Raw genomic sequence first — 12629 nt, 5'->3', positions numbered from 1 at the left:
TTTGCGGGCGGGACGGGTACTGTGACGAAGGTCCGCGTGGGTACCCGGTGCGCAGGAGGGCGAAGTGCGGATCGCTGTGATCGGTGGCGGGGCAGGGGGGCTGTACTTCGGCATGATGGCCCGCCGGTTCGATCCCGGGCATGAAATCACCGTCTGGGAACGGAATGCTCCCGATGAGACGTTCGGATTCGGCGTGGTGCTGTCCGATCAGACGCTCGGCGATATCGAGCGCGCCGATGCGCGCGTCCTCTCCGAATTGCGGCCTATGCTCGCCCGGTGGGACGACATCGATGTGCGTTTTCGCGGCACCGTCTTCAGGGCCGGCGGTAACGGGTTCGCCGCGCTGAGCCGAGCCGGGCTGCTCAAGGTCCTGCGCGGGCGCTGTGCCCGGCTCGGCGTCGCGGTGCGGTTCGGCGACGAGATCACCGATGTGGACGCCCTCGCCGCCGACCATGACGTCGTCGTGGCCGCCGACGGGGCGAACTCCCTGGTCCGGGCGCGGTACGCCGGGACGTTCCGGCCGCGGGTGCGGGACGGCAGGTGCCGGTACATCTGGCTGGGCACCGACCTCGTGCTCGACGCGTTCCGGTTCTACATCGTGGACACGCCGGGCGGGGCCGTCCAAGTGCACGCCTACCCCGATTCCCCTCGGAGCAGCACCCTGATCGTGGAGTTGTCCGAGGACGCCTGGCGCGCGGCCGGGTTCGCCGACGCGGCGCCTTCGCGGCTCGCGCCGGGGCAGAGCGACGAGCGGTCCATCGGGATGATCGCCGAGCTGTGCAAAGAACTGCTGGACGGCCACCGGCTCGCCGGGAACAACTCGCGCTGGCTGCGCTTTCCCACGGTGCGGTGCGAGAGCTGGCGGCATCGGAACGTCGTGCTGATCGGCGACGCGGCGCACACGGCGCACTTCTCCATCGGCTCGGGCACGAAGCTGGCGATGGACGACGCGTTATGCCTGGCGCAGAAACTTCGGGACCAGCCGGACGCGGAGGCGGCGCTCGCCGCGTACGACGCCGAGCGGCGCCCGGTTGTCGCCGCCGCCCAGCGCGCCGCGGACAGCAGCCGCGCCTGGTTCGAGGACATCGACCGGTACACCCACCAGGACCCGCAGCAGTTCGCGGTGAACATCCTGACCCGCAGCCGCCGGGTCTCCTACGCCGGGTTACGCCGCCGCGACCCGGGCTTCGTCGCGCAGGCGGAGCGGTGGTTCGCCGCCGACAGCGCCGCCGACAGAGCCGCCAACAGCGCCGGCGAAGGCGCTGACGGCCGGGCGGGGCCGCCGGGCCTCCAGCCGTACACGCTCGGCGGCCTGGCACTGGCCAACCGCGTCGTGATCTGGGCCGATGTCCCGGGCCGGGCCCCCGAGGGCGTGCCGGGCGACCTGCATCTGGTGTCCGTCGGCGGGGCGGCGCTGGGCGGGGCCGGGCTGGTGTTGACCGCGGCCGCGTCCGGCGGCGCCGGGCTGCGCACCGAGCGGCAGGCGGACGGGTGGCGGCGGGTCGTGGGCTTCGTCCACGCGCACTCGGCGGCGAAGATCGGCGTCCGGCTCGGCCATCACGGGACCGGCGGCTCCGCCGGATCCCCGGACGAGCTGCGGCGCGAGTACGCCGCCGCGGCCCGGCGCGCCGCCGCCGCCGGGTTCGACCTGCTGGAGCTGGACTGCGCCTGCGACGGCCTATGCCCCCCGCCACCGTCCCAGGCGCCGTCCCCGTCCGGCGGATGCCGTGACGGCGGCACCTCAAGCGGCCTGCTGGACCGCCTCCGCAGGCCGCTTGGGGTGCTCGACGCGATCCGGGAGGTGTGGCCGGGTGAGCGTCCGGTCAGCGTGCACCTCTCACCGGCGCAATGGTTTCCGGACGGCGCCGTCGCCGAGGCCGCGAACGCGTTCGCGGCGCACGGCGCGGCCGGCGTGCACGTCTCCGGCGGGACGCCCGACGGGCGGGACGCGCACGCGGACCGGATCCGCAACCAGGCCGGACGCGCCGGCGGGTTCGCCGTGATCGCGGCGGGCTCGATCTCCGAAGCCGACGTCGACACGATCGTCCTGGCCGGGCGCGCGGACCTGTGCGTGGTTGACCGGCCCGCGGAGGGCCCGCCGCGCCGTCCGCCGCGCGGGACGCCGGACCCCCGGCCCGGCGGAGAGTGATCAGGCTTTTCGAAGGAGGAGACGTGCCCCCCATCGCCGACCTCGGCCTACTGCCGGAAAGCGCCGCCGAGCACCAGGGCGGGACCACGCTGTGCGCGGACGCGCCCTGGGCCTCCGCCTGCCGCGACCCGGACACCGTGGAGGGCTTCGCGGCGGTGGTCGCGGACTACGCCGACCGGCTGTGGGCCGCCGGGGTGCGTCCGGGCGAGGTGGTCGCCCTGGTCAAGGCCAATCACCTCGACATCCAGGCGCTCCAGTGCGCCGCCGTCCGCATCGGCGCGCTGCCCGCGCTGCTGTCGGCGGCGATGGATCCGGCCGATCTCCTGGACTGCCTCAGGGATCTCCGGCGGCCCCATCTGCTGACCGACGCCGTCGGCGCGGAGGTCCTGCGTCCCTGGCGGGAACAGCTGGGCGCGCTCGTCCCGCGCCTCCTCACGCTCACGCCCGGAGCCGGGCTGGACGGGGCGGTGGAGCTCGGCGAGACGGCACCCCACCGGGTCACCCGCCATCACGGCACGGACCCGACCCTCATCACGCACTCGTCCGGCACCACCGGGAAACCCAAGCTCGTCGTCCACACGGTCGATTCGCTGTACGCCCACGTGGCGTCCCAGATAGGCGTCGTGCGGTCGCTCGACCATGCGGGGATCAGCGCGAAATGCCTGTCCTTCGTGCATGTCCGGATGTCTTCGGGGCTCCTCACGGTGCTCAACACGGGGATGCCGTTCCTCGGCATCACCTCTCCCGGCCCGGCCCGGGTGTGCGAGACGCTCCTGCGGTACCGGCCGCAGGCTCTGGAGGCCCATCCGAACATGTTCCTGCGCTGGGAGGCGCTCGCGCACAACACGCCGAACCCGTTCGCCCCGGTCGAGCGGTTCATCAGCAGCTTCGACGCGATCCATCCGCGGACGCTGCGGACGCTCCTGGAGGCATCGGACCATCCGGACCCGGCGTTCATCCAGGCCTACGGGCAGTCGGAGACCGGCCCGGTCACCGTGCTGATGCTCACGCGGTCCGACGTCCGGGGGGCGGGGCTGAGCTCCCGCGACGTCGGCGGGGTGTTCCCCGGCATGACCGAGCTCCGCGTCGTGGACGACGACGGGTCGGCGCTGCCGGACGGCACGCCCGGGAACATCGAGGTGCGCACCCCCGCCCGTGCCGAGTCGATCGTCGGCCGTGCGCCGCTGCCCGGCCGCGACACGTGGTGGCCCATGGGCGACGTCGGCGTGCTCCGCCCGGACGGGCATGTGGAGCTCCACGACCGGCAGGTGGACCGGGTCCCCGGCGTGCCCAGCACCCTCCGCGCCGAGGACGTCCTGCTCGACGAGCTGCCGGAGCTGGCCGAGGTCGTGATCATCGCGGTGGAGGGGACGGTCACGGCGGTGACGGCCACGGCCGGCGGCACGCCGGTCGAGGAGGAGCGGTGGCGGCGCGCCCGCCGGGCGGCGGGGCTGCCGGAGGACACCGCGGTCGACCACCGGCCGTGGGAGGAGTTCCCGCTCACGGGCACGATGAAGGTCCGCCGGAACCGGCTCCCGTCACGCGCGGCGCTCGGGTGAGCGGCCCGGCGGCGCCCGCGTCCCCGCGTCTCCTCGCGGCGGAGAGGAGGGCGGCGGCGCTCGTGCTCGGCGCGGCGTTCATGCTCCTCGCCGACACCTCGATCGTGAACGTCGCCATCCCGAGCATCCAGCGGGACATCGGCGCCACCGTCCCGGATGTGCAGCTGGTGGTCGCGGGCTACGTGGTCGCCTACGCGGTGACGCTCATCACCGGCGGACGGCTCGGCGACCTGTTCGGCAGGCGCCGGATGTTCGTCATCGGCGCGGTGTCCTTCACCCTGGCGAGCCTCGCCTGCGGCCTGGCGCAGAGCCCGATCGCGCTTATCCTCGGCCGGGTCTGGCAGGGCCTCTCGGCGTCCGTGCTGTACCCGCAGGTCATCGCGACACTGCACATCGCGGTGGCCGCGGAACGGCGGGGCCGTGCGTTCGCGCTGCTGGGGGCGGTCGTGAGCTGCGCCACCATCGCGGGCCCGGTCATCGCGGGGCTGATCATCGCCGCGGACCTCGCCGGCACGGGATGGCGCCCGATCTTCCTGATCAACATTCCGGTCGGCGTCGTCCTGATCGCGCTGGCGCCCCGCATGGTGCCGCCGCACAAGGGGACGCGCCTCCGCCTGGACTACGCGGGCTCGCTCACCGTCGTCCTGCTGCTGGTCGCGCTGCTGGTGCCGCTCACCGTCGGACGTGATCGCGGCTGGCCGCTATGGGGCTGGCTGCTGCTCCTGTGCGCGCCCGTGCTGTTGGCCGCGTTCTTCTGGCTTGAGGCGGCGCTCGAACGGCGGGGGAGGTCCCCTTTGCTGCGGCCGGGATTGTGGGCCGATCCGGTCTTCCGGCTGGGCCTGGCCCTTTACCTGGTGTACTTCTCCGGGGTCGTGCCCTTCTTCCTCTACTATTCCCTCACCCTCCAGTACGGCCTCGGGTACGGCGCGCTCGCGACGGCCGCCGCGATGGCGCCCTACGCGGTGGGAAGCACGGTCACGTCCCTTTCATCGGCGCGTATCGTGGCGCGCCTCGACGCGCCCCCCGCCATTCTCGCCGGGTGCGTCATCAGCGCCGCCGGAAGCGTCCTCATGATCGCGACGATCGAGGGGAGCGGCTCGGGACGGCATCTCGGGCCGCTGATGACACCGGCGATGCTGGTCACCGGACTCGGCCTGGGAATGGTCCTCGGGCCGTTGCTGAACTTCGTGCTGGCCAGAGTGCGGGACGACGATTCCGGAGCGGTCGCGGGGCTGCTCTCGACAGCGCAGCAGATCGGCTCGTCGCTGGGCGTCGCCGTGATCGGGCTGGCGTTCTTCCGCGGGTTCCACGGCGATCTGACGACCCTGGGATATCCGGCGCTGCGGACGGACATGGCGCTCGGGCTCCTCGTGGTGGTGACGGCGTTCCTGCTGGCCACCGGGCTCGTCTGGCTCGTCGCGCGCCGTGGGCCGGCCTCATGACAGGGAAGGTGCGAACGGACGTGGACGGATTCCCGCCGTCAGACGCGCTGACGATGCGGCAGAAGATGCTCGTGGAGATAGCCGCAGGCGCCACACCGGTTCCGGAGTACGTCGAGCGCCTTTCACTCCACGTCGTCGCGATGGAGTGGAGTTCGGGGTTCGTCGCGATCGACTTCCACATCCCCTCCGGTTTCTGCGTGGAACCGGGTGTGGTCTTCGGCGGCCATGTCGCCGGCATCCACGACCAGGCCGCCGGGTTCGTGATGTTCGGTCTCCTTGAGGACGACATGGTGTTCGCCACGACCCGGCTGAACGTCGCCTACCTGACGGCGACGCGTCCCGGGGACGTGCGCGCCGAAGCCGAACTCGCATCGATGGACGAGCGCTCCGCCGATGTGCGCGTCCGGCTGACACAGGCCGGAGAGGTGACGAGCGAGTCGCTCGTCACCGAGGCGATAAGGAAGGTCAGGAAATGACCCGGGCCTCCCGCGCGGGCACGTGGCCGGATCGCCGTTGATGGACGAACGTGCGTTGGCGAAGGAGAGAAGGATGCCGATGATGACCGACCGGGATGTGCAGGAGATCGTGGCGTCCATCCTGGACGTCGATGTCTCCGACATCGGGATCGACACATCGTTCTACGTGGACCTGGAAATGGACTCGCTGCACAAGGCGGAGTTCATCGTGCGGTTGGAGCGTGCCTCCGGCGCCGAGCTCGGCCCCGCGGAGGCCGCGGAGATCGACAGCGTCGGCGACGCGATGCGGATGCTCCGCGACAGGCCCCGGGTGTCATGAGCCCTGCCACGGGGATCGCGAACCCGGTCGGGTTACTGCTGCTCGGGCATGCCGGGGACCGGCGCTGCGGCGTGGACCGCCGGGTGGGCGAGGTCACCTACGCGGACATGCGGGACGCAGTGACGGAGTACGCCGGGCGCCTGAGGGCCGCGGGGGTGCGGCCCGGCTGCCGCGCGGCCGTCGTCTCCGACGACTGCGTCGCGGCGGTCACCGCCGTCCTCGCCCTGTGGTGGCACGGGTGCGTGCCGGTGCTGCTGCATCCGATGCTCCGGCCCGCGGAGCTGGCCTTCGTCCTGGAGGACTCCAAGGCGGAGTTCGCGGAGCTGAACATCGCCCCGCAGCGCCGTGCGGCGCTGCGGGCGGAGCTGACCGAGATCGACGAGACGAGACGCGCGGAGGGGCGCGCCGGGCTGCTCACCGGGCTCGGCCCCGGCCGCGCGGTGCGGTCCGCGCCTCCACCGGCCGTCTTCGGGGAGACCGATGAGCTGCTGGTCCAGTACACGTCCGGCAGCACCGGCAGGCCGAGGGGCGTGCGGCATTCCCTGCGGGCCGTCCGCGCGGTCCTGGACGGCGTCGGCAGCCTGCTGGCGCTCACCCCCGACGACGTCGTGCTGTCGACGGCGAAGCTGTCGTTCGGCTACGGGTTCGGGAACTCGCTGCTGTTCCCGTACGCGGCGGGCGCCTGCTCGGTCCTGCTCGACGGGCAGGCGGAGCCCTACAGCGTGGCGGCGGCACTGGCCGAGTACCGGCCGACCGTCCTGTTCTCCGTGCCCCGGCTCTACGCCAGCCTGCTCAGGCTCGCCGAGCAGGGCAAGGCGGTCGACACGACCTCGCTGCGGCTGGCCGTGTCCACCGGGGAGCACCTGCCGGCCGACCTGGCGGCCCGTGTCACCGCGACGTTCGGCGTGCCGCTCATCAACGGCTTCGGCGCGACCGAGGTCCTGCACACCGTCGTCGCGGCGGACGTGGGACGGGACGGGCCGCACGGCCCCGGATCGATCGGCACCCCCGTCCCCGGGGTGACCGTGACCATCCGCGACGACGCCGGGCGGCCGGTCGGCGACGAGATTCCCGGCCGGCTGCACATCGCCGCGGCGTCGGCCGCGCTCGGCTACCTCGACCGGCCGGAGGACACCGCCCGCGCCTTCGCCGACGGCGGCGTCTACACCGGCGACGTCGCGTTCCGCGCGCCCGGCGGCGACATCCGCCATGTCGGCCGCGCCGACGACATGCTCCTGCTCGGCGGATACAAGATCGCGCCGGCCGAGATCGAGCACGTGGTCCGCGGGATCGCCGCGGTCGCCGACTGCGCGGTCGTCGGCGGCGCGGATCCCACCGGGCTCGAACAGGCGACGCTGTACGTCGTGCCGCGCGACCCGGACCGTCCGGACGAGGCACGGGCGGAGGTGCGCGCCGCGCTGCTCGCCGGCCTGGCGCCGTACAAGCGGCCGTCCCGCGTGGAGATCATCGAGAGGCTCCCCGTCACCGCCAACGGCAAGCTCGCGCGTTTCCGCCTCCGTCCCCCGTCGGGCGGCCCCTCCGGCGACCTGGAGGGCACGCCATGAGCTGGGAGGTCATCGGAATGGGCGCGGTGTGCTCGCTGGGCGACACCGTCGCCGGCATCCACGGGGCGCTGTGCGCGGGCCGGTCCGGGCTGGCGCCGCTCTCGGCGTTCGACGCGTCCAGGTACCGCGCGGGGTCGGCGTACGAGGTGCCCGACCGGGCGAGCCCCGGCGTGGACGAGCCGCTCCGGGCGACGCGCTGGCTGATCCGCGTCGTCCGGGAGGCGCTGGACGACGCGGGCCTGCCGGACCCGGACCCCTGGCTGCCGGTCCTGGTCGGCACCACGCACCGGGAGATGCGGACCGCCGAGCTCTGGTGGCGGCGCGAGGCGCCCCTCGCGCCCGCCGATCTCCACTTCACCGCGGCCCTGCGGTCCGCCCTCGGCCTGCACAACGTGCACACCGTCGCGAGCGCCTGCGCGGCCTCGCTGTACGCGCTCGGGATGGCCGCCGACCTGATCGCGTTCGGCGAGACCGACACCGTGGTCGTCGCGGGCACCGACGCGATCACCGAGAGCTCGTTCGGCGGGTTCGACCGGATCCAGTACCCGCCCCCGGACGCGATCCACGCGTTCGACCGGTCCCGCCGCGGCATGATCATGGGGGAGGGCGCGGTGGCGGTCGTCCTGCGGCGGGCCGGCGCGCACACCGGGCGCGTCCACGGACGGGTCCGGGGCGTGGGCATGAACTGCGACGCCTCGCACCCGACGGCACCGGATCCCGCGGGGATCGCCCGGGCGATCGAGGACGCCCACGGCCGCGCCTCGGTCGTCCCCGCCGACATCGACCTGGTGCTCGTCCACGGAAGCGGCACGCCGCAGAGCGACCTGGCCGAGGCGGTCGCGCTGCGGGAGGTGTTCGCGGGCGCCGACCCGGGCCCGCACGTGTCCGCGATCAAAGCCGGCATGGGCCACATCTCCGGCGGCGCCGGGCTCCTGAACCTCGTGGTGGCCCTGGAGGCGATCCGCACCGGCACCCTGCCGGCGGTCAGCGCGCTCATCGACCCCATCGAGGAGGCGGCGGACCTGCGGGTGGTGTCCGGCCCACCGGCCACGGGACGGTTCGGCACCGCGCAGGTGCACGCCGTGGGCATGGGCGGGATCAACGCCGTCGCGATCGTCGAGGGCGCCGCGCGTCCGGAGGTCGCCGCGTGTCCGGAGGGCGCCGCGCAGGACGACGCGGCCGTACGTGACGAGGGGGCCGTGCGATGACGACTCCGGCCGCCTTACGGACCGCCATCACCGGTGTGGGCTGGGCCGTCGCGGGACCGCACTTCGACCCGGCGACCGCGCTGGCCGGGCGCGGGATGCGTCACAAGGACCGCGCCACGCGGTTCGCGATACGGGTGGCGCGGCGGACGCTCGACGACGCCGGGCTCCTGGACGCGCCGGGACTCGACGGCGCGGCGGTGGTCGTCTCGTGCAACTACGGCAACCTCGGACCGGTGTGCGACCTGTCCGCGACGGTCGCCGTCGGCGGCAGCTCCGAGATCAGCCCGATGCGGGTGCCGCACCTGTCGAGCGCCTACACGGCGGCCTGGGTCGCGATCGGCCACGGCATCCGCGGCCCGAACCTGACGCTGTGCAACGGCGCCTCGGGCGGCCTCGACGCGGTGGCCTGGGCGCGGAACCTGATCGCCGCCGGCCGGGCCACGGCCGCCCTGGTGATCGGCGTGGAGCCGGACACGCCGCCGGTGGCCCGGCTGCACGGGGAGACCGACGGCGCCCGGTGGATCGACGGCGCCGTCGGCCTGATGATCGAACCCGTCCCGGCGGCGGAGGGCCGCGGCGCGCGGATCCGCGCGGAGATCGCCGGATACGGCCGGGGCGGCGACGAGCGGTCCGCCGTCCGCGCGGCGGGCGCCGCGTCCCTCACCCGGCGGCTGGACGGCGAGCCGGCCGAGCGGTTCGGGCGGTGCTCGGGCGCCCTGGGCGTGGTGCAGTGCGCGATCGCCGTGGAGCGGCTGGACGACGAGGCGGTGCTCGCCGTCGCGGGCGCCGGTACCGAGGAGGGCGACGGGACGTCGGTCTCGGCGCTGGTCCTCACGCCGCCGGGGAGGAGGGCACCATGAGCGCGTCCGGCCGCCGCCGCGTCGTGATCACCGGCCTCGGCGCGATCTCCTGCCTGGGCGGCGGCGCCGCCGCGCACTGGGACGGCCTGCTCGCGGGCGGCGGGGAACCGGCCGAGGTCCCGCTGCCGGACCTGAACATGCCGACCACGAGGATGTACCTCGTCGACCGGGCCGGCGTGCCGTCCGAGCCGTCCTCCCACGCCGGGGTGGAACTGGGGAGCAGCTCGCGCCTGGCGGTCGCCGCGGCCGGGCAGGCGCTCGCCGACGCCGGGCTGGGGCACGGGTCGTGCGCCGCCGTCCCCGTCGTCCTCGGGGTCGAGCTGGGCAACGCCGACGCGCAGGAGATCCAGCGCAGCGCCGGACGGACGGCGTGGACGACGCTGACCCCCACGGCCGCCGTCGTGGGCGCGGCGATCGGCTCGCGCGCCGAGGTGACCAGCGTGGGGAACGCCTGCTCGGCCAGCGGCTTCGCCCTCACCATCGCCCTGGACATGATCCGCGCGGGTGAGGCGCCCGCCGTCCTGGTCGGCGGCGCCGAGGGCGTCACGCGGGCCGGGATCGGCGCCTTCAACCGGCTGGGCGCCGCGGACCCCGTGCGCTGCCGGCCCTTCGACCGCGACCGGGCCGGGACGATGTTCGGCGACGGCTCGGCCATGCTCGTCCTCGAAGCCGCCGACCACGCCCGGCGGCGCGGCGCCCGCGCGTACGCCGAGCTGGCGGGCGCGGCCTGGAGCTGCGACGCGCACCATCCGACGGCCCCGGACCCGTCGGGCGACCAGATCGTCCGCGCGATGACCGAGGCGCTGGCCGACGCGGGGCTGAGCGCGTCCGACGTGCGCTGCGTCATCCCGCACGGGACGGGGACGCCGCTCAACGACGTGGTCGAGAGCCGGGCCCTGCACCGGATGTTCGGCGCGCGGACACGCGGGCTGCCGCTCTTCTCGCTCAAGGCGATGATCGGCCACACGACGGGCGCGGCGGGCGCGTTCGGCTGCCTCACCGCGACGCTGATGGTGCACCACGGGAGGACCCCGGCGAACGTCCCGATCGATCAGGATCCGGAGTGCGACGTGTGGCTCCCGCAGGACCGTCCCGTGCCGCTGGACGCGCCCGCGGTCCTGGTCAACACCTATGCGTTCGGCGGCAACAACACCTCGTTCGTCGTCAAGCCTTTGACCGGGGATGCCGGAGGTGGTCACGGTGGGCACCGGTGAGCTGGCCGTCACGGGCATGGGCATCGCCGCGCCGGGGATCTCCGGCCCCGGGGACGCGCTGGCGCCGCCCGCGGAGGCGGCCCCCGGCTGGTTCCGGACGGAGACCGCCCTCCCCGGACGCGGCTACCGGCGGCTGCCCGCCGCCTGCAAATATCTGCTCGCCGCGTCGAGGCTGGCCGTCGCCGACTCCGGGGGCCGCTTCGCGGAGACCGGACGCGACCACCGGGCGGCGGTGGTGGCCGTCAACCACGCCGGCGCCGCCCTGCTGGAGGAACTGGACCACACGATCATGCGGCGGGGCGCCGCGGAGCTGCCGCCGTCCACCAGCCCGTTCATCGCGATGAGCTCGTTCGCCAGCCGGCTCTCCCTGGAACACGACATCACCGGCTTCAACCTCACCGTGAACTCCCCGGTGACCGCCGGGATCGAGGCGATCCAGATCGCGGCCCGCGCCGTCGCCGCCGGCCGGGCCCGGGCCGTCCTGGTGGGGGCGGCCGAGGAGACGCTGTCGCCCGGCCAATCGGCCGCCGGGCCGCCCGCCCGGCCGTCCGGGCCCGGATCGCAGGCGGGCGCCGCCGTGCTCCACTGCGAACCCGCCACGGAAGGGGACGCGCGCTACGGCACGTGCATGGCGCGCAGCGCCTTCTTGGACCCCGCCGCCGCGGCTGCGGGCGCCGCCACCGTCCTCGGCCCCCTGGTGGGCGACGACCCGCCCGGCCGGATCCACGCCGTGCTGGACGACTCCGCCGTCGGGACGGCCGTCGCCCGCTGGCTGGACCGCCTCACCGGCGAGTGCGACGTCGTCGCCGTCCCGGCCACACCGCAGGCGGGCTGCCTGGTCCCGCTGCAGCGCGTCATGGGCCTGCTCGCGCAGGAGCACACGGCCCCCACCCGGAGCGCGGTGCTGGCCGCGTCCGCCGAGGGCACGATCGCACTCGCCGAGCTGACCGTCGCGCCACGCCGTGCGGCGGCCGTCCCGGCGGAGGAGAACAGGGAGGAGACCGATGTTCGTTTCCCTTGAGGGCGCCTGGGCGCTGATATTCGGCGTCTCCAGCGGAATCGGCAAGGAGACCGCGCGGGCGCTGGCCGACGCGGGGTGCAACATCATCGGCGTGCACTTCGACCTCGCCGAAGGGCAGCAGCAGGCGGAACAGTACGCCAAGACCCTGGGCGAGACCGGGGTCGAGGCGCATTTCTTCAACCGCAATGTCGCGGCGAAACAGTCGCGGGAGGAACTCATCCCCGTCATCGGCGATCTCACGTCCGGCACCGGGCCCCGGGTCGTCCTGCACTCGGTCGCCTACGGGACGCTGACGTCCCTGCTCCCGGCGCCCGGCGGGGGTCCCGGGGTGACGGCGAAGCAGCTGACGATGACGGTCGAGGTCATGGGCCACAGCCTCGCGTACTGGACCCAGGACCTGCTGAAGGCATTGCTGCTGCCACGGGGCGCGAAGGTCTTCGCCATGACCAGCGTCGGCGGGACCCGGGTGCTGCCGGGCTACGCGCCCGTGTCGGCGGCGAAGGCGGTGCTGGAGGCCCATGTCCGCCAGCTGGCGGTGGAGCTCGCGCCGTGGGGCGTGGCGGTGAACGCGATCCGGGCCGGGACGACGATCACCCCCGCGCTGCGGAAGATCCCGGGCAGCGAGAAGGTGATCGCCCACTGCCGGGAGGTCAATCCGGGCGGCCGACTGACGCTCGCCGAGGACGTGGCCGACGCGATCGTCACCCTGTCGTCCACCGACTCGTCCTGGCTGACCGGCAACGTCATCGGGGTCGACGGCGGAGAGGCGCTCGTCGTCTGAAGCGCGATCAGCCGCCCGAACCGGGATCAGCCGTC

The 12629-nt window shown here is 74.2% G+C and carries 11 protein-coding genes; all 11 read left to right on the top strand.

Annotated features, from left to right (window positions below; translation table 11 throughout):
* Positions 1 to 64 precede the first annotated feature (64 nt).
* Positions 65 to 2149 (top strand): FAD-dependent monooxygenase, encoded by a 2085-nt coding sequence (locus AGRA3207_RS11290; RefSeq protein ID WP_231334544.1) that lies wholly within the window; start codon positions 65 to 67, stop codon positions 2147 to 2149.
* A 23-nt stretch (positions 2150 to 2172) separates the two neighbouring features.
* Positions 2173 to 3708: an AMP-binding protein gene (locus AGRA3207_RS11285; RefSeq protein WP_231334543.1), complete on the top strand. Its 1536-nt coding sequence runs from the start codon at positions 2173 to 2175 to the stop codon at positions 3706 to 3708.
* A complete protein-coding gene (locus tag AGRA3207_RS11280) occupies positions 3705 to 5150 on the top strand; it encodes an MFS transporter (RefSeq protein ID WP_231334542.1) in 1446 nt (481 codons plus the stop codon). The genes AGRA3207_RS11285 and AGRA3207_RS11280 overlap by 4 nt, the downstream gene beginning before the upstream one ends.
* Before the next feature lie 20 nt (positions 5151 to 5170).
* Positions 5171 to 5626 carry a PaaI family thioesterase gene (locus AGRA3207_RS11275; protein ID WP_231334541.1) on the top strand — a complete coding sequence of 152 codons (456 nt, stop codon included), beginning with the start codon at positions 5171 to 5173 and terminating at the stop codon, positions 5624 to 5626.
* A gap of 73 nt (positions 5627 to 5699) precedes the next feature.
* Positions 5700 to 5945 (top strand): acyl carrier protein, encoded by a 246-nt coding sequence (locus tag AGRA3207_RS11270; protein WP_231334540.1) that lies wholly within the window; start codon positions 5700 to 5702, stop codon positions 5943 to 5945.
* Positions 5942 to 7510 carry a class I adenylate-forming enzyme family protein gene (locus AGRA3207_RS11265; RefSeq protein WP_231334539.1) on the top strand — a complete coding sequence of 523 codons (1569 nt, stop codon included), beginning with the start codon at positions 5942 to 5944 and terminating at the stop codon, positions 7508 to 7510. Before AGRA3207_RS11270 ends, AGRA3207_RS11265 begins: the two co-directional genes overlap by 4 nt.
* A complete protein-coding gene (locus tag AGRA3207_RS11260; protein ID WP_231334538.1) occupies positions 7507 to 8718 on the top strand; it encodes a beta-ketoacyl-[acyl-carrier-protein] synthase family protein in 1212 nt (403 codons plus the stop codon). Before AGRA3207_RS11265 ends, AGRA3207_RS11260 begins: the two co-directional genes overlap by 4 nt.
* Positions 8715 to 9578: a beta-ketoacyl synthase N-terminal-like domain-containing protein gene (locus AGRA3207_RS11255; RefSeq protein WP_231334537.1), complete on the top strand. Its 864-nt coding sequence runs from the start codon at positions 8715 to 8717 to the stop codon at positions 9576 to 9578. Before AGRA3207_RS11260 ends, AGRA3207_RS11255 begins: the two co-directional genes overlap by 4 nt.
* Complete coding sequence (locus AGRA3207_RS11250; RefSeq protein WP_231334536.1) at positions 9575 to 10792, top strand: beta-ketoacyl-[acyl-carrier-protein] synthase family protein; 1218 nt, start codon at positions 9575 to 9577, stop codon at positions 10790 to 10792. The genes AGRA3207_RS11255 and AGRA3207_RS11250 overlap by 4 nt, the downstream gene beginning before the upstream one ends.
* Positions 10779 to 11813 (top strand): beta-ketoacyl synthase N-terminal-like domain-containing protein, encoded by a 1035-nt coding sequence (locus AGRA3207_RS11245; RefSeq protein WP_231334535.1) that lies wholly within the window; start codon positions 10779 to 10781, stop codon positions 11811 to 11813. Before AGRA3207_RS11250 ends, AGRA3207_RS11245 begins: the two co-directional genes overlap by 14 nt.
* Positions 11797 to 12594, top strand: coding sequence for an SDR family oxidoreductase (locus tag AGRA3207_RS11240; RefSeq protein WP_231334534.1), 798 nt, complete (start codon positions 11797 to 11799; stop codon positions 12592 to 12594). Before AGRA3207_RS11245 ends, AGRA3207_RS11240 begins: the two co-directional genes overlap by 17 nt.
* Positions 12595 to 12629: the final 35 nt, after the last annotated feature.

The organism is Actinomadura graeca (assembly GCF_019175365.1).
Classification (GTDB): Bacteria; Actinomycetota; Actinomycetes; order Streptosporangiales; family Streptosporangiaceae; genus Spirillospora; species Spirillospora graeca.
This window is presented reverse-complemented; position numbering and strand designations above follow the sequence as displayed.